Source organism: Nostoc sp. PA-18-2419 (assembly GCF_005869855.1).
Classification (GTDB): domain Bacteria; phylum Cyanobacteriota; class Cyanobacteriia; order Cyanobacteriales; family Nostocaceae; genus Nostoc.
Map to the genome: position 1 here is coordinate 179,581 of NZ_SZNH01000004.1, position 24,592 is coordinate 204,172.

General features: G+C 38.3%; 21 protein-coding genes. 15 read left to right on the forward strand and 6 right to left on the reverse strand.

All coding sequences use genetic code 11. The features are described 5' to 3' along the window. Positions 1-324: 324 nt before the first annotated feature. A complete protein-coding gene (locus tag FCR06_RS34180; protein WP_262984647.1) occupies positions 325-453 on the reverse strand; it encodes a hypothetical protein in 129 nt (42 codons plus the stop codon). A gap of 88 nt (positions 454-541) precedes the next feature. On the opposite strand from FCR06_RS34180, the gene FCR06_RS06330 reads away from it, so the two are divergent. Then, positions 542-1,891, forward strand: a complete 1,350-nt coding sequence (locus tag FCR06_RS06330; RefSeq protein WP_138497994.1) for a polysaccharide lyase — start codon at positions 542-544, stop codon at positions 1,889-1,891. Positions 1,892-1,989: 98 nt separating this feature from the next. Here FCR06_RS06330 and mnmA read toward each other — a convergent pair whose 3' ends face one another. Then, the gene (gene mnmA / locus FCR06_RS06335) at positions 1,990-3,045 is read right to left on the reverse strand and encodes a tRNA 2-thiouridine(34) synthase MnmA (protein ID WP_138497995.1); all 1,056 of its coding nucleotides are present in this window, start codon (positions 3,043-3,045) and stop codon (positions 1,990-1,992) included. Positions 3,046-3,372: 327 nt separating this feature from the next. Between mnmA and FCR06_RS06340 the strand changes: the two genes are divergently transcribed. The 5 genes from FCR06_RS06340 (at position 3,373) to FCR06_RS06360 (ending at position 9,704) form a co-directional block, all read left to right on the forward strand. After that, positions 3,373-4,158, forward strand: a complete 786-nt coding sequence (locus FCR06_RS06340) for a hypothetical protein (RefSeq protein ID WP_223280048.1) — start codon at positions 3,373-3,375, stop codon at positions 4,156-4,158. 82 nt (positions 4,159-4,240) lie between these two features. Continuing rightward, positions 4,241-5,833: an NAD(P)H-hydrate dehydratase gene (locus tag FCR06_RS06345; RefSeq protein ID WP_138497997.1), complete on the forward strand. Its 1,593-nt coding sequence runs from the start codon at positions 4,241-4,243 to the stop codon at positions 5,831-5,833. A 591-nt stretch (positions 5,834-6,424) separates the two neighbouring features. Continuing rightward, entirely contained in the window at positions 6,425-7,264 is an 840-nt protein-coding gene (locus FCR06_RS06350; protein WP_138497998.1) for a YsnF/AvaK domain-containing protein, read from the forward strand. A 495-nt stretch (positions 7,265-7,759) separates the two neighbouring features. Then, positions 7,760-8,641: a DUF2382 domain-containing protein gene (locus FCR06_RS06355; RefSeq protein WP_138497999.1), complete on the forward strand. Its 882-nt coding sequence runs from the start codon at positions 7,760-7,762 to the stop codon at positions 8,639-8,641. Positions 8,642-8,783: 142 nt separating this feature from the next. Then, positions 8,784-9,704: a YsnF/AvaK domain-containing protein gene (locus FCR06_RS06360; RefSeq protein ID WP_138498000.1), complete on the forward strand. Its 921-nt coding sequence runs from the start codon at positions 8,784-8,786 to the stop codon at positions 9,702-9,704. A gap of 161 nt (positions 9,705-9,865) precedes the next feature. On the opposite strand, the gene FCR06_RS34185 is transcribed toward FCR06_RS06360, so the two are convergent. Next, positions 9,866-10,000, reverse strand: coding sequence for a hypothetical protein (locus FCR06_RS34185; RefSeq protein WP_262984648.1), 135 nt, complete (start codon positions 9,998-10,000; stop codon positions 9,866-9,868). A gap of 473 nt (positions 10,001-10,473) precedes the next feature. Between FCR06_RS34185 and FCR06_RS06370 the strand changes: the two genes are divergently transcribed. Next, positions 10,474-11,397: an ion channel gene (locus tag FCR06_RS06370; RefSeq protein WP_138498001.1), complete on the forward strand. Its 924-nt coding sequence runs from the start codon at positions 10,474-10,476 to the stop codon at positions 11,395-11,397. Between the two features lie 180 nt (positions 11,398-11,577). Here FCR06_RS06370 and FCR06_RS06375 read toward each other — a convergent pair whose 3' ends face one another. Beyond that, positions 11,578-11,772 carry a hypothetical protein gene (locus FCR06_RS06375; RefSeq protein WP_138498002.1) on the reverse strand — a complete coding sequence of 65 codons (195 nt, stop codon included), beginning with the start codon at positions 11,770-11,772 and terminating at the stop codon, positions 11,578-11,580. A gap of 173 nt (positions 11,773-11,945) precedes the next feature. On the opposite strand from FCR06_RS06375, the gene FCR06_RS06380 reads away from it, so the two are divergent. Both FCR06_RS06380 and FCR06_RS06385 read left to right on the forward strand, forming a co-directional pair. Next, positions 11,946-13,634 carry an alpha/beta hydrolase gene (locus FCR06_RS06380; protein WP_138498003.1) on the forward strand — a complete coding sequence of 563 codons (1,689 nt, stop codon included), beginning with the start codon at positions 11,946-11,948 and terminating at the stop codon, positions 13,632-13,634. A gap of 1,102 nt (positions 13,635-14,736) precedes the next feature. Beyond that, positions 14,737-15,609, forward strand: a complete 873-nt coding sequence (locus FCR06_RS06385) for an SDR family NAD(P)-dependent oxidoreductase (protein ID WP_138498004.1) — start codon at positions 14,737-14,739, stop codon at positions 15,607-15,609. A gap of 338 nt (positions 15,610-15,947) precedes the next feature. Here FCR06_RS06385 and FCR06_RS06390 read toward each other — a convergent pair whose 3' ends face one another. Continuing rightward, positions 15,948-17,186, reverse strand: a complete 1,239-nt coding sequence (locus FCR06_RS06390) for a ScyD/ScyE family protein (protein ID WP_138498005.1) — start codon at positions 17,184-17,186, stop codon at positions 15,948-15,950. A gap of 640 nt (positions 17,187-17,826) precedes the next feature. On the opposite strand from FCR06_RS06390, the gene FCR06_RS06395 reads away from it, so the two are divergent. The 6 genes from FCR06_RS06395 (at position 17,827) to FCR06_RS06420 (ending at position 23,902) form a co-directional block, all read left to right on the forward strand. Beyond that, positions 17,827-19,326: a glycosyl hydrolase family 57 gene (locus FCR06_RS06395; RefSeq protein ID WP_138498006.1), complete on the forward strand. Its 1,500-nt coding sequence runs from the start codon at positions 17,827-17,829 to the stop codon at positions 19,324-19,326. Positions 19,327-19,466: 140 nt separating this feature from the next. Further along, the gene (locus tag FCR06_RS06400) at positions 19,467-19,694 is read left to right on the forward strand and encodes a DNA-binding protein (RefSeq protein WP_138498007.1); all 228 of its coding nucleotides are present in this window, start codon (positions 19,467-19,469) and stop codon (positions 19,692-19,694) included. 5 nt (positions 19,695-19,699) lie between these two features. Then, positions 19,700-19,960, forward strand: coding sequence for a hypothetical protein (locus FCR06_RS06405; protein ID WP_138498008.1), 261 nt, complete (start codon positions 19,700-19,702; stop codon positions 19,958-19,960). An 865-nt stretch (positions 19,961-20,825) separates the two neighbouring features. After that, positions 20,826-21,545 (forward strand): hypothetical protein, encoded by a 720-nt coding sequence (locus FCR06_RS06410; RefSeq protein WP_138498009.1) that lies wholly within the window; start codon positions 20,826-20,828, stop codon positions 21,543-21,545. 152 nt (positions 21,546-21,697) lie between these two features. Next, the gene (locus FCR06_RS06415) at positions 21,698-22,465 is read left to right on the forward strand and encodes a DUF1350 family protein (RefSeq protein WP_138498104.1); all 768 of its coding nucleotides are present in this window, start codon (positions 21,698-21,700) and stop codon (positions 22,463-22,465) included. Between the two features lie 300 nt (positions 22,466-22,765). Further along, complete coding sequence (locus FCR06_RS06420) at positions 22,766-23,902, forward strand: PP2C family protein-serine/threonine phosphatase (protein ID WP_138498010.1); 1,137 nt, start codon at positions 22,766-22,768, stop codon at positions 23,900-23,902. On the opposite strand, the gene FCR06_RS06425 is transcribed toward FCR06_RS06420, so the two are convergent. After that, the gene (locus FCR06_RS06425; RefSeq protein ID WP_262984652.1) at positions 23,903-24,235 is read right to left on the reverse strand and encodes an STAS domain-containing protein; all 333 of its coding nucleotides are present in this window, start codon (positions 24,233-24,235) and stop codon (positions 23,903-23,905) included. Between the last annotated feature and the right edge of the window lie 357 nt (positions 24,236-24,592).

Genomic DNA, 24,592 nt, shown 5'->3' on the forward strand with positions numbered 1-24,592 from the left:
TGAAAGTAGTATCTCTGTGTGTAGAAAATGTATCCGCTTTACCCTTTCTTTCAAGCAGATAATGTCTACACAAAAGTTATAGACTCTCATGCAACATTCCAAGTTCTCATCTCGGCATTCTGAGTTTACAAGCTCAAAATTCCAAGTTATGGCAGTCCTTGTTTGGATGAAATACGCTTCAAGTCATAACTGTTACAGAACGTGAGTTGGACAAACCTCACCTTCTGTGCAAAGACTACGCTGGTATAAACTAACCCGGATTTCTCACAAGAGTGTCGGGAGTGTGGAAAGTGTGAGAAATCCAGGACTAAGTGTGTTGAGCAGTTATGCCAATACATCGACCTGCAATGCCAATGCATCGACCTGCAATGCCAATGCATCGACCTGCAATGCCAATGCATCGACCTGCAATGCCAATGCATCGACCTGCAATGCCAATGCATCGACCTGCAATGCGATATTCCGTAAAAAGTCAGCTTAAATAGGCATAAGTATTGTGGTAACATCACTAGGAATCAAACCATACAATAGAACCTACTAAATGATTAATTTACGCTTACCTTCTCTTCACTACTTGCGTACATTTGCGATCGCACTTTCTCTTTTAACTGCTCAAGATTTAGCAGTTGCCCAACAACCACCAGCGTTTGATGGTGATTTTGAAAACGGTTTAGGTAGCGGCTTAAAGCTTGAATCTTGTTGTTCTCATTCATTTTCTACAGTACCTATAATTACTCGGCATGGGAGTTACGGAGCACGATTTGAGCTAAGAAGAACCGATTCTGATGTAGCAACAAGTAGAAGAGTGGAAGCAAAAACAACTTTTCTTTCGCAGCAAGAGATGTGGTTTAACCTTAATTATCTGTTTCCACAAGACTACACACCAGAAGAGTCTCGTGAAATTATCGCCCAGTGGCATGATCTTCCTGATAAAGGGGAGTCTTGGCAAATGCCATCGCTTAATTTATGGGTTTCAAATAACAAAATTAATATTACAAATCGATGGCAGCTGAAAAAAATTGGTGATCAAAACAAATTTGATGGTCAATTAGGCTATGATTTAGGAGATATCAAGCGTAATCGTTGGACAAATATTGTTGTTCATATTCGATGGGCACTTGATAATACCGGATTAATTGAAGTATGGCGAGATGGTGTTAAGAAGGTTAATCAAGTAGGTCCTAATCGATATAATGACGATCTTTATCCTTATCTAAAATTTGGGATTTATAAATTCGATTGGAAAACCAAACCTCAAGCTTCGACATTAAACACTCGAGTACTTTATATTGATGATGTTCGAGTTGGTTTTAAAGACTCAAATTACGCGAAGATTAGTAGCGTCGGTACTCTCAACATAAGAGATCCATTCACTTCAACAATAGATCCATTTGAGGTAATAACAGGAGGGGCGTGGCTTCGCCGTTTAGAACGTTACGATCTGGCATCACCTGTACAATCAAATGGCTCGGTGGCTACTAACCTCACTCTTCATCAAAAAACTATTTCTACTAATTTCAATTTAAAGGTAGATGCTCAAGTTAATTCTCCTAGTACTACAGGAGATTATTCGATAGTTTTTAATTATAAAGATTTAAATAATTTTTCTTATATAAATTTTAGTTTAGTTAATCGTAGAGGATCTAATGGAATATTTACTGTGAAAAATGGAGCTTTGACAACGCTTGGAGTATTTACTTCACCAATACAGGCTGGCAAATGGGATCATCTTGAACTAAAACAAGTCGGGTCTACGATTGATGTGTGGAAGAATAGTCAGTTAATCGGACAAGCAACAACTAATGTGCCGATATCGGGACGTGTAGGGTTTAGTAGTTCTGGAAGTAATGTATCGTTTGATAATTTATTAGTCTATGATCTTCCGCAATAAAATTCGCTATTCTTGATATTTTACAGAATCGCAATTCTGAAAATGATTCCTTGGCATAATAATAGAGACGTTGCACTGCAACGTCTCTGGATGAACTATTAATTAAACTGTTCGATAATTCCGCCACCTAACACTTTTTCTTTGTCATACCACACCGCAGCTTGTCCGGGTGTGATGCTGAATTGAGGTTCATCAAACACCAAACGCACGCGGGAGTTTTCCAGAGGAATCACCGTCACTGGTGTAGGTGTGGAACGATAGCGAATTTGCACTTGGGCATGAATTGGACTAGATGGTTCGGCGATAGAAACCCAATTTACTTGCGCCACACTACATTCTGGCTGAGTTACCAAAGTGCGATCGCCAACAACAACTCGATTATTCACTGCATCTAATTCAATCACATATAGCGGCTGGGCAGCAGCAATTCCCAAGCCTTTGCGCTGTCCAATTGTGTAGTGATGCACACCATCATGCTGTCCCAAAACTTTGCCAGTGGTATCCACAATATCGCCTGTTTTGGGAGCTAAATATTTATCCAGAAATGCCCGCATAGAACCGTTACTTTCTACTAAGCACAAGTCTTGACTTTCTGGTTTATCAGCAGTTTTTAAACCATATTCAGCAGCAATCCGACGGGTATCAGTTTTTTCCAATTCCCCTAAAGGAAAGATACTTGCCTTTAGTAAATCTTGAGACAAATCATAGAGAAAATAAGACTGATCTTTGTTGCTGTCAACAGCTCGTAATAACTGATAACGCCCAGTAGCTTCATCATAGTTAATTCGCGCATAATGACCAGTGGCAATGCGATCGCACCCCAAATGTTCGCGGGCATATTGCACCATTGGGCCAAACTTTACCGTTTTATTGCACTGAGAGCAAGGTAAAGGCGTGATCCCAGCACTGTAACCAGTCACCAAGAAATCAACAATATTTGTTTGGAAGACATCCCGAATATCCACAACCTCATGGGGAATGCCCAGTTGTTCACAAATACCAGCCGCGTCGATCATGCCTTCAGAGCAACATTGACCTTTGCCTTTCATTAGCCAAAGAGTCAAACCAATTACTTCATAGCCCTGATGGTTCAGGATAGCAGCGGCGGTGGAACTGTCAACACCACCAGAAAGACCAACGACGACTTTTTTCATACAAACCCAACACGGTAGTTGCGTGGTTGTCCAATTGTAGCATAGACTCTTCAAAGCCTTGCTGGTAAAGCATTTCAGTTGAGTAACAATCAATTAGAGAGTTGTTGCTCGCTTGCTCATCTAAGATTAGTAACAGATGTATTGTTTAGAACCTAAATGAGGTAAGTTATCACTAACGCTATATAGTTGCTACAACAGCAAACTAGTTAGTTCCTGACAGCAATTGCCTAAAAATATTTAGATTACTTTCTAACTAATATGTCTAGTAAAATACCAAGTCAATTTATTCAATTTCAGATATTCTCTTTATTAATAGGAGGATATTTAATGCTGCTTGCCGACTCTATCCCAGCAGAAGCACAAATTTCCAACAGCAACCTGCTACTGGCTCAACAAGTTGAAACTTTACCACCACCAGTTATCTTTGGTCAAGAATCACCACAGTTACCGCCAGCAGAACCAGCACAAACTTATCAACCTGAGCAGAACTTTCAGCCCTCTGAACCACCACAAACTTATCAACCCCAGCAGAACTTTCAGCCTTCTCAACGACCACAGTTGAGTCAATATAACCAAAACTTTGAACGCTACTTAGTTTACGTTGATGCTAATGATTACCAAACCTTACAAGAAATACGTCAGCTTGAACCCAGTGCTTACATTCGAGAATACCAAGGACGTAATGTAATTCAATCCGGAGTTTTTAGCACAGCATCTAACGCCCAACAAAGGGTTTATCAGCTACAGTCACGAGGCATTTCTAGTGCACGAATTATCAGCTTTGCTAACGGACAAGAAATAGCCTCTTTTGATAGAAATAATAGAGATTTTATTAGCGATCGCAATAATAGAAATGTTACCAAAGTCTCTAGATATTACGTTATCATTCCCACTACTTTACAAGATTTACCTGGGATCGCCGCTCAAATTAGACAGAATTTAGCCCGATTCAGCCAAGATTTAGGACGCTCTGGCGGAGTCCTCGAAAGAACGCAACCACGAGGACCACACGTAGCAGTAGGGCCTTTCGCTGACCGAGTACAAGCACAAGAATGGAACAAATATCTGCGAAATACAGGATACCGTAATGCCAGAGTCTATTATGGAAAGTGAACAAGTTTGTCATTTGTCATTTGCAGTAAAATAAAATTCATCAACTCCTCACTCAGCACTCAGCACTCAGCACTCAGCACTGATGTCAGATAGGCAAGAACAAATTTCACAAGTGGTAGTAACTGCTGAGCAAATGCGCGATATTGAAGCGCGAATCTTTGCAGCAGGAATGCCTGTAGTAGCTTTAATGGAAAAGGTGGCGGGATTAATTGCCCGTCGCATTCAAAATATTTACCCAAACCCCCCAAAAAAGCAAGAATTTACTCCCTCACCCTCCTCAAATCTCCGTGTCGGCATTCTCGTCGGCCCCGGTCATAATGGGGGAGATGCTTTGGTAGTAGCGCGTGAATTACATTTTCACGGTTATCAAATTTGGATTTATTCTCCTTTCTCTAAGCTTAAGGAATTAACTTCCCAACACTTGCAGTATGCTCAGAGTTTGGGCATTCGAGTTTATCAAGAGATTGAGCAATTGCCAGATTCGGATTTATTGATTGATGGATTGTTTGGATTTGGTTTAGAAAAAAACCTCACCGATCCCATCGCCTCTGCAATCAATCGGCTAAATGAATTGTCTGTGCCAATTTTGAGTATCGATTTACCTTCGGGGTTGCACACCGACACAGGCGAAGTATTGGGAACTGCGATTCGGGCGACTCAGACGTTTTGCTTGGGTGTATGGAAGTTGGCTTTCTTGCAAGACCAGGCGCTAGAATATCTCGGCAAAGCTGAATTAATCGATTTTGATATTCCTTTGGCTGATGTACAAGCTGTTGTGGGAGATGTACCCAGAATTAAACGCATTACACCAAAAACCGCACTTTCAACTCTACCTTTACCCCGTCCATTAGTTACCCACAAATATAAGGAAGGACATTTACTACTGATTTGTGGTTCGCGGCGCTATGCAGGTGGAGCAATTTTAAGTGGTTTGGGTGCGCGGGGTAGTGGTGTAGGGATGCTTTCGGTTGCTGTACCAGAATCGCTGAAATCTCTTTTGGTGTCCCATTTGCCAGAAGCGCTGATTGTCGGTTGTCCAGAAACAGAAACCGGAGCAATTGCCCAATTGCAACTACCTGCAAAAACGAATCTGAGTTCCTTTAGTGCGATCGCTTGTGGCCCGGGTTTAACAACAGATGCCACTCCAATTGTACAAGAGGTGATAGAAAGCGATGTTCCTTTGGTTCTCGATGCCGATGGTTTAAATATACTCGCCCAAATCGGAACTATCCCCACTTTAGAAAAACGCCAAGCAGTAACCATACTTACACCCCACGCAGGTGAATTCCAGCGATTATTTCCACAGCTTGCCGATGCGAAACGCGATCGCCTCAAAGCAGTACGAGAAGGAGCAGCCCAAAGTGGGGCAGTAATATTGTTAAAAGGTGCAAGAACTGCCATAGCCAATGCCCAAAACGAAGTTTGGATTGTTGGAGAAAGTACACCAGCTCTAGCACGTGGCGGTAGTGGTGACGTGTTAACTGGACTACTAAGTGGATTGCTCGCACAAGCGGTGACTAAACAGATTCCAGTAGAAGATATTGCTGCAACTGCTGCTTGGTGGCATTCCCAAGCAGGTATTTTAGCAGCCGAAGAGCGTACCGAATTAGGTGTAGATGCGTTTACATTGACACAATATTTAATAAGATGTCTCAGTAATTATTACCGCTTTTAAATAAGGCGATCGCTTTAGTTAAAATTTGAGACAGAGAATTAGAGATTAAATTCTCTTGATGGCTATAACTGTTAACTATATCGTGAAGATGGATAAGGTTGATTTGAATAAGTACTCAAGCATATTGTATTCTCAAAATGCTTAATTAGTTTTTAATTTCAGTAGATTTAATAAGCTAAAATGTATATTTTTTTAAGCTGATTATAATAATTCACTTACTTATAACAATTATCATTCGTTTGATGGCAAAAGCTATTGGATACTTGGCAAAATAATTTACCAGATCAACAATATCACTAAATTTTAGTGTAAATAATATACTTACTTTTCAGTACAAAAGATATTTTCTTAGTCATTGACTAAAGACAAAATCCCCGATTTCTTAAATAAATCGGAGATTCAAAGGTTTTTTATAACTTTAGTTATATTTCTACTGATTATCTTTAGTATTAAATTTTAATTTTGGCGTTATAGAGTATGAACTATACACTAAGAAATATCTCTATTTAATTCAGCCGCCAGCAAGAGGAGATTCAATACAATATTTTTTAAAGTAGTCAATAAACACTCTAAATAACTTGGAAATAGCATATGCCTCTTCACAAACTTGAACAATTTGACCCAAATTATCGAGAAACTTTTGGTGGAGATGAAGTTAAAGCACTTGATGTTTATACTGAGGGAGGAGAGAGAGTCGGTTTAGTTGTTGATGTTTTAGTTGATGATGATGGTCGTTTTCGGTATTTAATTATTGACACCAATGTAGATTCTGTTAATAAAAAAATATTACTACCAGTTGGTCTTTCCCAGATTAATTATTCATCAAGACGCGTTTATCTCAATGAGCTAAGTAGAGACCAAATTGAAAGATTACCTGAGTATCAAGAAATAGGAAACGTTGATAACGATTACGAAGAAAAAGTACGTAGCGTATTTCGTTCTTCAACCGATGGCGTTACAGATAACAAAACATACAATTACCAGAAAGAACCAGCTTTATACGAGTTAAATGATCAATATCATCAAACTTTTAGACTTTATGAAGAACGATTAATTGCTAATAAGCATCGGATCAAAACTGGAGAAGTTGCTCTTGGTAAGCATATTGAAACAGAAACCGCACGTGTTACAGTACCTATTCAAAAAGAACGAATTTTAATTGAGCGAGTTCTACCAACACAAATAGGAACTGTTGTAAATACTAATGAACTTAAGTTTCAAGAGGGAGAGGTAGCACGTATAGAAGTCTACGAAGAAACACCTGAAATACGTAAAGAAGCCTTTGTGCGTGAAGAAGTGAGAGTTAAGAAAGTAGTAGAACAGGACATTGTAGAAGCACAAGATACTGTTCGGCGAGAAGAGTTAAATGTCGATACTGCTGGAGAACTGCATGTGCAACAAACTAATACTACTAGAGATGAAACTGTTTAAAATTGAACAGTTATCAGTTAAAAAGAGATTTGCCAACTGTTAACTGTATTGTGATGTAAGTAGTGGGTTAATAGAGTCAGATAGATTTATATCCATAATTCATGCAGGCACAGTTAATTTTTATCTCTGCCTGTATTTTAATGTTTATAAGAAAAATTAAAAATAATATAAGATTCTTATTTTATTTTTAAATAGAATTAGGTACTGTAGGGTGTGTTAGGACAAAATCCGCAAAGCACGATTATCAAGAATTTGATGCCCTACTAAAAGGCGTGAACACAACGCCAATCTAGTAAAGTCGGCAAACCTGCTGTTACAAGGCTGGCTCCCTACCTATGTTTTCACGCAATCAAATAGTAGCCCTCTATAAAAAATAGCTATAACTTTTGATAATTGACTTTTAATTAAAGTTCTTTCGACAGAAGGAGGTAAATTAAGTATAAAAATGTTTAACCTATTAATAAGGAAATGTAAATTAAATTTTTGAGGTATCAAATGGTTCTTTATAAATTAGAAGATTTTGAACCTAGCTATCGTGATAGCTTTGAAGGTCGTGATATTAAGGGACTTGGGGTCTATACACAAGGAACTGATGAAAAAGTTGGCACTGTCAACGATGTTTTAGTTGATGAAGAAGGGCATTTCCGCTATCTAGTTGTTGACTTGGGCTTTTGGATTTTTGGTAAAAAAGTACTACTACCAATTGGTCGTGCCAATGTTGATTATAATGCTGATCGCGTCTATACCATTGGCTTAACTAGAGAACAAGCAGAAGATTTACCTGAATTCGATGAACGCCAAGCGCTTGACTACGACTATGAAGAACGGGTGCGTGGAATATATCGTCGCCCGGAAAACTATACCCGCTCTCTAGAAGCGTCAGCACCACTAGATACAACACCAGTAGATACAAGCTATACAACTCCTAATTACAACCGTGATAGTTACACATACGAAAATGAGCCATCTTTATACAATATAAATGAGCAAGACCATCAAACTTTAAGATTGTATGAAGAAAGACTAATTGCTAGCAAACAACGCCGCAAAACTGGAGAAGTAACAATCGGTAAACGTGTTGAAACTGACACTGCACGAGTCGCAGTTCCAATAGAAAAAGAGCGAGTTGTGATTGAGCGTGTAACTCCTGCTGATGCAGGTACACCTGTTTCTGCACGTGAAGCAAACTTCCGTGAAGGTAATGTTGCTCGCGTGGAACTCTATGAAGAAACTCCTGATATTCGCAAAGAAGCAGTTTTGCGCGAAGAAGTCAGAGTTAGAAAAGTGGTAGACCATGACACAGTTGAAGCTCAAGAAACTGTACGTCGTGAAGAGTTAGAAGTGAATGCTCCTAATCTTCCGGTTGAAGAACTCTAACTAATTCCTAATATTTGCCTTCGGAGCTCGGCACACTCCGGGAACAGGGACTAGGGATAAAAATTAAAAATACTCTTTGACAATCTCTAGTCTCTTTTACAACAAAGCAGTTGATAAATTTTGCATATTGAATAGCTATCCGATGGCAAACAATACTGGGCAGAAAAACTCGAATAGTCGCACTCACAACTTACTGGCAAGTTTAAAAAATAAGGTAAATAATTTTGTTGTATTTGATAGTCAAGGTGAGCTAGTAGGAAAGGTTCAGGATTTAATTGTAGATGCTGATCATCGGCTAAACTTAGTTATCTCTAACCAGGTGAATCAACAAATTAGAGAATCGGGTCACCATTTAGCCCAGAAACATGCTTCTTTATTCCAAGTGCAGAGCCAGAGAATCAAAAAAATTGACAACCCAACTAAATCTGTTTTTATAGACTTAGAACAATCACAAATAGAATATATGCCTGAATATATAGAAGAAACACCAGGCGATGTCTACGATGAGATGCGCTTACGCAAACCTTTAGAAATATCAGAAAACTCAACTAAACAACTAGCTTTTAATCAAACTACAAATAACTCTATTGAGCCAGTAAATTTAGAAGACGTTAGTGAAGAAAAGATTATTCGTTTACTAGAAGAACGACTAGTTGTTGAAAGCAGGAAGCGGAAAATTGGTGAAGTAATTGTTCGCAAAGAAATCGAAACCAGGATGGTACAAGTTCCTGTCCGCCGTGAGAAATTGATTGTCGAACAAGTCAGCCCCGAATACAAGCAACTCGCAGAAATTGACTTAAGTCAAGGAGAAATTTCTGGACTTGAGTTGAGTGAAGTAGAACTAGAAAGACTTGAAGCTACACATTTCAATAATGGTTTAACAGTTAGTGGCGAATTTGCTTCACCTAAGATTGCTAGTTTATTATTGAATGCGATCGCTCTAGAGCAGAATCATGGATCTAAGCAGGTGCGAATCACAATAACTGTTGAAGATGAATCACATCAGAAAAAATACCAGGAGTGGTTTGACCGCTGTTCTAAAGGTCAGCAAATAAAATCTTAAAAATAAGTTTCTAGCAGATAAATCATTAGGGTGAGCATTGCACGCCCTATTTTTTTGTAAATAATTTAAGTGGGGTATGTGAGATTAAAGATATAAATCACTCTACTTATTAAATAGAATTATGAAGCTTTATTAGCTTTTATTGGCAGAGTTTGTGGGAATCAGAAGATTGTAATTAACAAAGCTACAAATGCGATCGCACCGGAAACTATAAATCCAAATCCCAAAGAAATCTGCTGTGCTAACAAGCTAGTGACTGGGCCGAGTACAAAGCCTAATTTTATATGGTACTCCATAAATTCCAAAGCCTTAGAACTTTTCAGGAATGGTAATATCTGAAATAATCGCTTGAGCTACCGAAGTATTTTTGCCGACGATCCCATCTCAAAGTCGAGCAATAAAAAGAATTACTGCTGTTGTAGTACTTCCAGCTATCAAGTTAGCGATTGCAGTTTTGTCTAAACTGGTGATTAGTAAAAGTTTGTGTCCAAAGCGATCCGATAATTTAGCAATCACCGAGGTCGTCAAAAACCCAGCTATAGAGTAAATCGAAAATAACAAACTTGTCTGAAAATCGCTCAGGTCAAATTATTTGCCATAAAGATAGATAATGGGAATTAAAACTGTAAAACTGGGGGAATTAATAAAGGCAATTAGAGCGGTAATCCAGAAATTTCGATTCATCACTCGCAAGTTGTGACTTTGCAACTAAACTTTACTTTTCAACCCTAGTCATACTATTTACTTGTCGTTCTTTCGGCTACCCCAGATGAAATTTCGAGTGAAGCGACTTTTACGCAAGCAGCAACGACGTTTGCTTCCACGTATTCACATTCAAGTTCGAGATGGAAAGTTTGAGATTATGGGTATGGGTGTGTGGTATTCCTACTGGCGCGAACCCTACCATCTGCTGCTAACAATTCCCTGGACTGGCTTTTTAATACTGATTTTTTTGTTCTATGTAACTATTAATGCTTTGTTCGCCCTATTTTACTTGGTAGGAGGAGATTGTATTGCCAACGCCCGCCCCGGCTCTTTTTTAGATGTTTTTTTCTTTAGCGTCCAAACCTTAGCATCCATCGGCTACGGTGCGATGTATCCTAAAACAACTTACGCCAACATCATTGTTACCATTGAAGCGATGATGGGTTTAGTTGGAATTGCTTTGATGACCGGACTTGCATTTGCCCGATTCTCTCGACCGACTGCCCGTGTGATATTTAGCCGTGTAGCAGTAATTACAGCTCATGATGCCAAACCGACTTTGATGTTTCGCACCGCTAATCAGCGCCGCAACATGATTTTGGAAGCGCAGATGCGAGTATATTTAATGCGCGATGAAATCACAGCAGAAGGTCTGTTTATGCGTCGAATCTATGATTTGCAACTGCTGCGGAACCAAACACCTAGCTTTTCCTTAAGCTGGTCAGTGGTACACGTGATTGATGAATTTAGTCCTTTATATGGGATGACAGCAGAATCGCTAATCCAGACAAATTCTATGCTGATGATTTCTTTGAGTGGCATTGATGAAACAGTTGCACAAATAGTCAATGCCCGTCATAGTTATAGTGCTAAGGAAATTTTGTGGAACAATCGCTTTGTCGATATCTTCCACGAAACACCGGATGGACATCGTTACATCGACTATAATGGCTTTCACGATGTCTTGCCTTTAGATGAAATCAGGTAAGAATTCAGAATTAAAAAGATTTTCATACCCAAGCTTAAGTAAGTCGGCGCTAATATTTCAAGCTATATTAAGAAACTTAAATCTCGGGTGGGTTACTGCTGAGGGTAGGACATCATCAACAATTCCAGGTGCGTCCTACCTCTGTGTAAATTTATCCAGATGTAGCACTCTTTTTACTTTTTAGCTGGAAGTCTCATTAGTTGGTGGTTGTGAGGGCTTAACCACAACCCGACCATTTTCAACCACAGTAGAATTTTTACCAGTATTCTGGCTGTAGTTAGCTGGCATGTCCCGGCACTGCTTTTGGTGGGAGATATTTTGCTCTTGTTGTTGAGCGAGGACGACAACACAAGAGGAACAGCAAGGGAAAGACATAAAAAAGTATTTTGATCTCTATAATCTATTATCGCCTTATTAAATACCGTTTGGCTAAAGAATTTACTGCTAATAGCGATTTTAACTGGGTAGAATACAGATGATTGTAGGGAGTCACAGTTGTGCGTGCTTACAATGCTTGTTTGACAGGGGTTAGACAGTGGGTTTTTCTAATGAAAAAATTTTGGCGATACCTGGGTTTAAGTTTCGTATCTACATTTTTGACTGCTACTCCGGGATTAGCAGCCGATCGCATTAGCTTTTATTACCCTCCCTTCGGTGAATTCTCTTTGTCTGTGGACTCGCTGGAAACTTTTGCTAAAGAAGGCAAAATCGATCAAGATTTTTCCTTTTATGCCAGCCGCGCCACTCCCGAACAACTCGCCCAACTGCGGGATCTACTCCAGCAGCGCTTCAATATCAGTCCCACTTTAGTATCTCAGGTTACCTATTCACCTATAGGTGAAGAGGTGATACAACGTATAGGAGAATTACTCCAAACTGAATCTCGACAAAATGGTTTCTATGCTATACGTGGAGCTTTGATTATAGCTGCTGCCGATCCACAAGGCTTAACAGTTGTGAATTTGCTGCGGAGATTTCCCAGCAATACTATCAGGCTGAATTATACAGAGGGGCTAAGCATAGTCGATAACTTGTCACAACTGTTGAAAAAAAAGGATGAAGTTGTAGCTTATCTGCAAAAAGAAGCGACCGCAGCCGCAGCCAATTCAACCGTTAATTTTTCACAACTACCTGATTTGCGATCAGCAGGAAAATTTCCTTGGCAGAAAAAAACCCTGGAACTAAATGACTATTCTCGCAATCGCCGTCTCCCAGTAGATATCTATTTACCTGAAGGTAATTCACAAACCCCAGCAAAACCCCCGTATCCGTTGATTGTAATTTCTCATGGTCTGGCTTCTGATCGCTCTAGCTTTGCTTACCTAGCTCAACATCTGACATCCTATGGTTTTGCCGTTGCAGTACTGGAACACCCTGGTAGTAATGCCGAACGCTTTCAGCTATACTTTGCTGGTTTAGCAGGGCCACCAGACCCAGCAGAATTTATCAACCGACCTTTGGATATCAAATTTTTACTCAATGAACTTGAGCGTTTGGACAAATCCGATCCCTCGCTCCAGGGAAAACTTAATTTTCAGCAAATTGGGGCGATCGGTCAGTCCTTTGGTGGTTATACTGTTTTAACTCTCGCAGGAGCAACGATTAACTTTAATCAACTCTACCGAGACTGTAATCCTAACAATTCATACTTTAATTTGTCGCTGTTGTTGCAGTGTCAAGCAATTAAGTTATCTCCAAAAAATTACCAACTCAAAGACGATCGCATCAAGGCGATTATGGCGATTAATCCTATTGATAGCTCGATTTTGGGTCAAGGGAGCATCAGTCAAATCAAAATTCCCGTAATGTTGGTAGCTGGTAGCCAAGATATTTTTGCCCCACCTGTATTTGAGCAGATTCGCCCTTTCACCTGGCTAACTGACTCCAATAAATATCTCGCTTTGATCGAAAACGCCACTCACTTTTCAGCGATCGCCGAACCTACTCCTGGGAATAGTGTATTACCTGTGCCGCCTGCTTTAATAGGCCCCAATCCTGCTCCTGTTTATTCCTATCTCAACGCCTTAAGCGTAGCTTTTTTAGAAACCAATCTCCTCAACCACCCCGAATACGGCTCTTATTTGCAGCCATCTTACGCCCAATTTATTAGTCAAGAGTCTTTAAAGCTCAGTCTTTTACAGTCTTTGACACAAAATCAATTCAGTCAAGTCTGGAATGGGGTAATTCCTGAGTCAGTCAGACCTTCAAATCCTCAACCTACCCCTACACCACCTTAGTTATACTGATAGTAAGCTGCCAAGAGCATTTAAGAAAGCATATCTTTTCGTGTTGAGAGCCAGTTGCTACCCTACGGGTCCCGTGTTAGCGGTACAAGCCGACGGCAGTTCCTCTTTGGGGAAACCACCTTTGTGCGGACTGCCTTGGGAACCTGTCCAACGCACTGGCTCCTGTTGACGGTTGAGAGTTAACCGTCAGCAGCCAACGAACTTAGGAAGTAACTGTGCAATTTAAAAGCGTAATTATACTAAGTTGCATTTTGTTCTAGTAGCTTGGCTCTGCTGAGATTGCTTCCTTGCGCTCCGCTCCAATCGCAATCACACAATACTATTATCTTTGAGAGCAACTTGGTATCACCAGGCAAGTCTCAAACATTTCTTTGATGAACTCAACGCTCAGACAAAACAAATTACCATTTTTTTTATAAGTTTTAGCAGATATATATGCTGTTGTAATTTGCATTAAAGACAATAATTTAACTATCTTCTATTATTTTAAAAATATAAATTGAAAACCTTGATTTAAATTAATTCTGTAAATATACTGATACAGGTTTGTGAAATAGCTAAGAAACTTAAGTGTTACAACCATAGTCGAAAGCCTATATGTCTTTTTTGTTTCTTCTCTATAACTTAAGGAGTATAATTTTCCCAAACCAGTGTTAATTGTCAGCAAATTGATATATTTCTACGCACTTATTTATAAAAACTTATTTAAAAAAATTTTTCTATATATATGCTTGGTGTTAAGAGGTATTAAAAAATCCTTATTAAAGAATGTTGCAAAGACTTGATTTAATTGCTAACGTGTGTATGAAAACGATGCTGATGAGCGCTCGGATCTAGGAGAAGTAAAATCTATGAGCTATATGCATTCAGCCAAGTACGTTGGGGTTTGACGAGTTAAAAACGAGAAACTTCTGTCTCATATAGACAATGTATGAGGGATTGCAGATTAACCAAGAAATATCTCGTTGCTAAAGGCTTAGTTTCAGTTTGATTTATTTGTCTTATCTTGTGCCGACAAGGGAGTAGCTGTTGATTGTGTTTGTCGGCAATAACGAAGAATTTGGTAAGACTTAGATTTTGGAGAATAAAACCTATGGAGATTCAAGGTAAAGTAGCTCTAATTACAGGGGCTTCCCGTGGTATTGGTAGGGCAATCGCCCTTGAACTAGCTAAACAAGGCATCAAGCGGCTGATATTGGTAGCACGCGATCGCCAGAAGTTAGTTGAGATAGCGAACAAAATTGAGGCGATGGGTGTCGAGACTGCGATCGTTGCCTTAGATTTGACTCAGCCAACAGTTGTAAATATTGCCATTGCCCAAGTTTGGCGCAACTATGGCCCGATTCATTTGCTGGTTAATTGTGCCGGAGTCGCATATCAAAGCTCGTTTTTGCAATCTAAACTATCCCAAGTTCAAGAAGAACTTTCTGTGAACTTATTAGGAATGTACAACCTGACGAGTCTGATCGCTCGACGTATGGCCAGCCAAAAGCAAGGAACAATTATCAATGTATCGAGTCTGATGGGGAAAGTTGCAGCTCCAACAATGGCGACTTACTCAGCTACCAAATTTGCCATCTTGGGATTTACCCAAGCTTTACGTCAGGAACTCGCCCAATACAATATCCGAGTGATTGCATTATTACCTTCCTTGACAGACACAGACATGGTGCGCGACTTAAAATTATTTCGCTGGGTGATCCCGATGACTCCCCAACAAGTAGCTCAAGCACTCGTCGCGGGAATGCAAAATAATTCAGCAGAAATTTTAGTAGGGTGGCAAAGTTATCTTGCTGTGTGGTGTCAACGTATTGCTCCTTGGTTGTTAGAACTAATTTTACAAATAGCAACTCCACCAGCACTAAGAAGACAACCTTCTGAAAAACCGAGTTTTTTCACAAAAATCCAGCGTTTTGGCGATTTGTTTTTGTTCAGAAAAAATCAATGTCAGGCCAAATCGCTGTAACTATTAAGCTGTTCCACATTTAACTTGCATAATTAGAGCGGGCAAGATGCCCACTCCACAAGAGTTATAGAAATTTTAGATATGCAAACTAGATGTGGTTTAGCTTATCCTACTGTTAATACCTTAGCCCTGTTTTGTCACTCTCACTAAAACAATAATCTCAGCTAAATTTTGAGACTTTGATTCAATCAGGTTTGAGGCTTTAATTTCTAACATCAACTAGAATTTATAGACAAAAAGTTGAAACTAAAGCCCCATAACCGTTTGGACGATTGGATTATCTCAAAATGACAAAATAGGGATAAACATCAAATTCAGCATTTCCTTGGCTACTTTTATTAAGAAAATGACTTATTTTCTGGAAGTCTCTTAAGTCGCTTGGCTTTAGCCTTCGGCAACAAAGTAACACTCGCAGTGCCAAGAAGCGCTAATAAGCCGAAAGTAGAAGTTGATTCAGGAACAGACTTGGGATTCTCAATTCTGATAACTTGTCCTTCTCCTGGGCTATCGCCTCGATTTGTTACGTAAATATCACCGTCAGCACCAATAGTCAAAGCAGTAGGAGACTCTAATCCATTGCCACTAAGAATAGTTGTGCGAGTCCCATCCTTAGCTATTTTAATTACAGAACCATCTAGATTACCTTTCCACAGTGACTGATTAGCGTATTGCAAAGCATACAAATTACCCTGAGGATCGAAAGTTAAGTCAGTAAGTTGAGTAAAGCCATCAGCATAGACTGTTGGTTGACCATCAGCACCAATTCGGTAGATTTTGGCCTCACCTTCTGGAAAAGGAAAACCAGTTAATTGGCTAATATAATAAGCACCATCTGGACCTTTGACAACATTTGTGGGTACTGCTTGAATTTCAAATGGCGATGACGATGGGCCAGTGGGAAAAATTGGATTAGTTATTGTTTGTCGGGGAATTGTGGCGATCGCTTTTAAATTACTTCCATCAGTACCTACGCTTAGTAATTCATTAGCACCCGTATCAACTGCAACAATCTTATTTCCATCTAAAAGAAGAGAGAAGGGATTGCTAATTAGATCGCCTCCATCAGGATTATTTGCAAGTTCATAATTAGCTAAATCAGCCACACTAGTCCAAGAATTTGTATTAAAATTAGCAGTGATGATTTTTCCTAAGTCAGTGTTACCTAATGTAGCGCGAAATGTGGGATTAGAAGCATACCCAACTGCAATATAAGGCTTGCCACTGGCATCAAATTTGATATCATGAGGCCCAGCAGTATCAGTACCATCTGGTAATGCTAAAGAGGGAAGTCCTGTAAGTACACGTTCTTGCGTACCATTTGCAATTTTTGTCACTGCACCAGTTGTGCCATAACATAAAGATTGACCTGCGGCACTCGGTGAAGGAACACAAGCTCCATTTCCGCCTGTTCCTGCCTCTGTGACATAAAGACTACCGTCAGGAGCAAAAGTTAGACCTCGTGGACTATTAAGATCATCAGCAATTACTGAAAACGATGCCGCCTCTGCTGCTTTGATTCCTGAAAAAGTAGCAATACAAGCACTCAAAAATGTAATCCCAAATTGGTTTAGTTTCATTAATACCATCCTAAAATTAAATTTTTGTAGAAATGGAATTTTACAATCGAGAAATTCTAATATTTTCTATGTAGATAGTGAGTAAGGAATAGGGCTAGAGGCTTTTTGAGTTGAGGGTAAGTTTTTTTTACACAATCAAATCATAGTCCTATAAACCTTTATTGCTACGTTTAATGAATTAAGACATATAATCAATCTTTTAACCCTTGTACAGAGTGAATTGTGAATCTTATAATAAGTCTATTTGTTGCAACATTGGCCAATTAGAGAAGTTTAAAAATTTTTTTAATTGATTAGGACTTATACCATTTCTCTAAAAGAGGGCAACAGATTCAAACCCAAAAACCCAGATGAAATCTGAATTTTGTAAATTTGGATTGTATTATACCATTTACAAAAATCTTTGCAACACATAAATCAGGTATAGGGATGTACAGATGTACGCCCTAATTAACCAAATCAAATAGTAGTCCTGTAGTTCACAAGACGCTTGGTTTTGCGGAAATTTATCTATTAAGGCAAACTATTCTTGAGACAGGAGGGAGGAAAAAGCTTAACCGAAAACGTTACATAAAGTTGCAGTTCAAAAAGTGTTGTGCGATCGCATAATTAAACATACCTTGTTTCGGAGCAACCAGAAATGCTGACATTACCTACCAATCTCTCCTTTTTGCCCGAAATCATTGATGGCTTGCCGAATATTTCTGGTTGGGAAGCAGAGGTTCTCTCTGTAGTTAACCATGATGCTCCTGTTTTTTTACCAACAACAAATATTAAGTTAGATGACGTAAATGCTGTATTTGCGATCGCTTTACACATGCACCAGCCTACAATCCCTGCTGGATATGGTGGTACATTCATCAGCAATCTGCAATACATGTTTCAACATCCCAATGAAGGCGATAACCATAATGCAGGGCCTTTTGCTTATTGTTACAGCCGCATGGGAGAATTTATTCCTGAACTTGTAAATCAAGGTTGTAATCCCCGTGTGATGTTGGATTACTCAGGTAATCTTTTGTGGGGACTCAGGCAAATGGAACGCAGTGATGTTCTTGATAACTTGAAACGCATCACTTGCGATTCAAGTTATCAACCTTATGTAGAATGGCTGGGTACAATGTGGAGCCATGCTGTTGTTCCTTCCACTCCCATAGCAGACATTAAATTACATATAATTGCATGGCAGCATCACTTTGCAGCAATTTTTGGTTGGGAAGCATTAGCGCGAGTTAAAGGATTTTCACCTCCAGAAATGCACCTACCAAATCACCCTGATGTCCTGTTTGAATTTGTGAAAGCGCTCAAAGAATGTGGATATCGCTGGCTACTCGTTCAAGAACATTCTGTAGAAACAATTAGTGGTCAATCTCTCAGCCATAAACATTTACCATATCGTCTGATTGCTCGTAATTCTCAAGGCGAAACAATTAGTATTACGGCTTTAATTAAAACTCAAGGTTCTGATACTAAATTAGTTGCTCAAATGCAGCCTTATTATGAAGCAAAAACCTTATCTAAACAACAACTAGGAAGTGTATTCGTGCCACCGATAGTTAGTCAAATTGGAGATGGTGAAAACGGCGGTGTGATGATGAATGAATTTCCTAGTGCTTTCAAACAAGCTTGGTGGGATATGGTAAATCATGGGGGAGGAAAATCAGGTGTTGTGGGGATGTGTGGTACAGAGTATTTAGAATTAATCGAAGCTGCTGGATGTAAACCTGAAGACTATCCAACTTGCCAACCGATTGGACAGCATCAGATTTGGGAGCGAGTTCCATCAGAAAATTGCCAACCTGAGGCTGTAGAGAATGCCATTCAAGAATTAAAACAAATCAACCATAATTTTCACATGGATGGAGGCTCATGGACAAATCATATTAGTTGGGTGAAAGGGTATGAAAATGTCTTGTCTCCCATGTATGAATTAAGTAGCTTATTCCATAATGAGTTTGATAAATTACAACAAAATAACTCAGTAGAACCTGTTACTAGACAAACCGAATATCGTAATGTTCTTTTACATAACCTTTTGCTAGAAACTAGTTGTTTTCGTTATTGGGGACAAGGTGCTTGGACTAATTATGCAGAAGAAATTTATCAACGAGGTAAAAGCTWGTTGTCAAAGACATTTTAACTAATTTAATGAGTGCTGAGTATTGATAAACCAAGATTAAATGGGGGATAGAAATAAAGTTTACTTCTTTAATCAGCACTCGTTACTGGGTACTAAATACTGATATTCAGCAGTAATTTTTTCAGGTAAAAACTTGATAAATGAGTGTAGAAGATAAAACTAAACGTATTCAAATAAATTTAGATTTATCGCCAGAGCTTTATCAGACAATAAGTGATTTGGCGCAACAGATGAATCAAGAGAATGCTGAAGTGTTGCTAAAAGCAATCGCACTTTTAGAAGTAGTAGTAGAAGCCAAGCGAAAAGGCAAGTATATCTGGATTACAGACGAAAACCAAAACTTGGAAACTGAAATTATTGGTATCTAAACAGCATGACAAATATAAAAAATTTATCAAAAATTATTGCTACTAAAGGTGACAAGCCGCTGATTCTATCAATAGTAAACTCACAGACACAAGAAGATGCAGAACTTGAGCGCCAGCTACGAGAACTCAAGTTTAAACAAGAACTTAGGAAAGATTGGATTTTATTTATTGTCAGGGATGTAGTATTTTTTTCTACTACCATTCTTTTTATTTTTGCTATGAGCGGTTATTCGCTTTTTGCCCAGATTACAGCTAGTTATAGATAAACGAACCTTTTGCCCACACTCAAGCACTGTTGTCGCAGTTACCAGAATTCCTACGCTTGGGTGTGCGACAGCAGGAAAGTGCAATGGCTAGCGCAAAAGCGCCAGCGTTAGATACAGAAAATATCAAAATCCAAAAACGTCAAATTGCTTGGTTACGGGAAGTACAGCCTGGTGATTTAGTAAAAAAACTCTGGAATTGAGTAGCGAAATTAGCCAGTTATACCATTTTACGAAATATTTGATACAAATGATTGGCACTCGCACGCCTCGGATACTCCCAACCCGATGCCATCGCCTATGCTTTTCGTTTTGGAGTTTTTCGACTTCTCAAAGCTGGAGAATAAGAAAAACCAGATACACCAGTTGCTTGTAATTTTTCTGATATTAAGAAAAGTATCGAACGCCTTCAGCTTGCCAGTCCCAAACTCAAGCAAGCTATTATTTATGCCTGTGCCCACACAGTACTCTTAGATAACAAAATTACTCCAACATAAGCAGATTTATTAAGAGCGATCGCTATCACATTAGACTGTCCCATCCCGCTCTTTTTAAAGCCTCTACCTGGCGTTTAAAAACAGAAACAATCTTCTCCAAAGCTTAGTTAAAGTATAATTCATTTCTTTAGTTATCTGCTAAAAGAGTATCAGATTGTACAATCCAATCCTGAGTTGCCTAGAAGTATTAATTTACTTAAAAAGTTTAGACAAAATACCCATTTCTTTAGCATTTTATAAATTTGATTGCTATAGTAGATCTCAGCGCTTTTCAAGTAATTGAACTACACCACTCCCCATTACCTCTATTATTTGTGGTTAAAATACCTGAAAACTGCTGTAAATAACTATTCAGCAAGGATTTGAAAACTGTGCGGGATGATTTACAGGACTTGGAAATTAGTCAGAATGAACTGCAAAATTTGACTAATTTACCTGTTAATGAAAAACTTTTAATTATTACTAATATTTTCCTAAAATTGGGAAAAATATATATACAAAAAATCAAAGGTTCTGAAGGGGCGACAGTCATATTTATTGGATTTTCTACATTTATTTTTAGCTATATTTTATTTGATTTAATTTTGAAGATATTTGTTTCGTGGTTAACAATTCCATCCTGGATATTCTTGATTATCTTAGGTCTTTGGGTTGGTGGAGTGACGCAAACTATCTTATACATGTTATGGAAAAGCCGAAACAAATTTGTCAAGTTAAACATGACTAATTCTCTAAAAATTTTGTTAAATGATGTTAATAGATATAATGCTGTTATTAGAGCAATAGATATTAATGACCAAATAGAAGAAGCCGGTAATTCAGAAGTGGTTATAAAGGAAAGAGAAAATGTGGTTGCAGCGCTTAAACTCACAAAGGCTGACCTAGTTCGCGCTTTGAAGACAGAAAGGATTTTGAGGGAGAATAAGAACTTTATCCTCAGTAATACAGAACTATTTGCTAACAACTTAGCAACTTTAGCAGCGATGCAAGTACACGAACAGGCTACGGAGCATGGAAGATTACTCAACGAAGCTTTACAAATAGCACTCGATGTACAACACGAAATGAAAAGATTACAGAGTCAGCGTTAAAAATAAACTAGTAGGGTGTGTTACTGCTAAGGGAAGGATACGCTGTTGCGGGTTAAAGCGCAAATATGCTTAATGGCTTTTCCATAATCCTTCCCAGGACTGCGATCCCCGGTCTAACATAAATAATATTCATGAAGCGATCGCTTATCCACATGGACTGGAAAGAAGTTAGAGGTAACTGGGTAATCATTCCCCAAAATCCCATAGGTATCATCCATTTTTTAGGAGGTGCTTTCGTCGCGACTGCACCCCACCTGACTTATCGCTGGCTATTAGAACAACTAGCAAGCAAAGGTTACGTTGTAATTGCTACACCTTTCGTCAATACCTTGGATCATATTGCGATCGCCAAATCCGTGCTGCTCAATTTTGACCGCACTCTCGAACGCTTACATGATTCTGGGGCATTACGCAAGCTTTACTTCCCAATTTACGGCATTGGACACAGCATGGGCTGTAAACTCCATTTATTAATTGGTAGCCTCTTTAAAGTTGAACGTGCAGGTAATATTTTAATATCCTTCAACAATTACGCTGCTAAAGAAGCTATTCCTTTAGTAGAACAATTCAATTATAGTTTTGCGATCGAGTTTACCCCCCCACCACTAGAAACTAATAGACTTGTCCAAGAGCAATATAATATCCGGCGCAATTTATTAATAAAATTTAGCAATGATACCATTGACCAATCCACAGCTTTAACCAAAATCTTGCAAGAACGCTTTCCTGAAATGGTGACAGCACAAACTTTAATAGGAACTCACACAACGCCTCTAGGGCAAGATATCAAATGGCAAACTGGAGTATCTTTCACTCCCTTTGATGCTTTAGGGCAATGGTTTAAGCAAGAAGCATACCGTGACTTAAATCAGCTAAAAAATACTATTCTCTTGTGGCTGAATCCGCTTGCACCTCCATAATCTTTTGTGACCATCCAAAAGTTATGAGTTCGACGGATAAATCAAAATATGTTAGTAGTATTATTGTAATACTACTAACATATTATTTAATTTTATCAGAATAATATCTATCTTTTTATTTACGTTTTTGCCGACAGCAGTTGTGAATTTTAGAGAATAAAAAGACCGTAACGTCTGTTTTTTGAAGTTAATTAACAAATTTAGATATTTTTTGAGTTGAAAGGAAAGTACTCTATATTATACTTTATTTTTCTAGATTTATAGTAAACAAATTATTAATTAGTAGTTTCTGTAAATTATATGTATCAAATACTAATAATTGATGACGACTATTCAATAAAAGTACTCCTAAAAAGGATGTTAGAAAAACAGGGGTATAAGGTAATTGCTGCCAGCAGCGGTGAGGAAGGAATAGAAAAAGCGCTGGCTCACCATCCAGCATTAATTATTTGCGATTGGATTATGCCAGGGTTGAATGGTTTGGAAGTCTGTCACCGCATTAAAACAGACCCAAAATTCTCCACTACATTCTTTATTTTATTAACATCTTTAGATTCCGTTGCCGATTGCGTTAAAGGATTAGATGCTGGTGCTGATGATTTTATCTCTAAACCTATTGAGCATAATGAATTACAAGCACGGGTAAGAGCAGGATTACGCCTCCATCAATTGAGTAGAGATTTGCAGACTCAAAAATTGCTTTTAGAATCAGAAATGTCAGAAGCCGCTGAATATGTGCGATCGCTCCTGCCTTTTCCGATGATTGAACCCTTCAATATTAATTTTCGATTCATTCCCTCAAGACAACTTGGTGGTGACTGTTTCGATTATTACTGGCTTGATGCTAATTATTTGGCTATTTATTTGTTAGATACTGCTGGACACGGACTGAAAGCTACTCTTCCTTCTGTTTCAGTGATGAATTTGCTTCGTTCACGTGCCCTCAAAAGTCTGAATTACTATCAACCCAGTGATGTCTTAAAAGCTTTGAATGATACTTTTCAGATGAATTATCAAAACGACAAATACTTTACGATCTGGTACGGAGTTTATAACCGACTCAATCGCCAGTTAATTTATGCTAGTGCAGGTCATCCACCAGCAGTTTTAATCACGGGCACATCTCCTAGAAAAGCTGAAGTTAAGCTTTTGAAAACTCCCGGTATGCCAGTTGGAATGTTTCCAGAAGCAAAATATATTGATGGGTTTTGCAATGTGGAAAAATTCAGTAGTCTTTATATTTTTAGTGATGGTGCTTATGAAATCGCTAAATCAGATGGTACACTTTGGAGTTTAGATGCTTTTATTCAGCTATTAGTTAGCTTACAAAATCCTATTGAAAGCCAACTCGAACAGGTACTAAGTTATTTAATAGCTATCAACTCCAAAGATGTTTTTGATGATGATTTATCTATCTTACAAATGAAATTTGATTAATCAACTTTTGGAGAGTAAAACCCGATCAAATGCTTCTTTGCTAGGAAATACCTCAAATATTTTATCCATATTAGTCAGTTCAAATAATATCCTGACTTGCTCATTAATCGAACAAATAACAAGTTGAATATCTGCCGCCCTCAATGTTTTGAAAGCTAATACTAAAGCTCCTAAACCTGAACTATCCATAAAAGTTACATCTTGAAAATCAAGTAAGACAATTTTGACGCCAACCTCAATAATTTTAGTAATACTTTGTCTAAATTCTTGTGAAGTTGTGGCGTTGAGATTTCCACTAAGTTTAATAACTTTGACTTGCTCTTTCATAATTATTTCATGCTGAATTGTGTAAATGTTCTTCTGATTTTGTTATTATATACCGATAAAATAAAAATTTAAAATGCTAAAAATATTACAAAAAAATTCCATCTCGTTCGATTGTTCATTATTTGATAATCATAGTTCAGACTTGGATAAATATTTACTATTGATTATTGATTAATTCAAAGTAGGGAGTGCTTTGATAATTTATCAAACAATATTAGCAAAATTATTTAAATTAACCTCATTTATATAGCAATACTATTTGAGTTACGAAATTAGTAGTAGAGGCAGGCAAGAGAGAATAGGCCTGTCAGAAAATATTTTTCATAAATGATTTAAGATCGGTATAGTTAAAATGATTATACA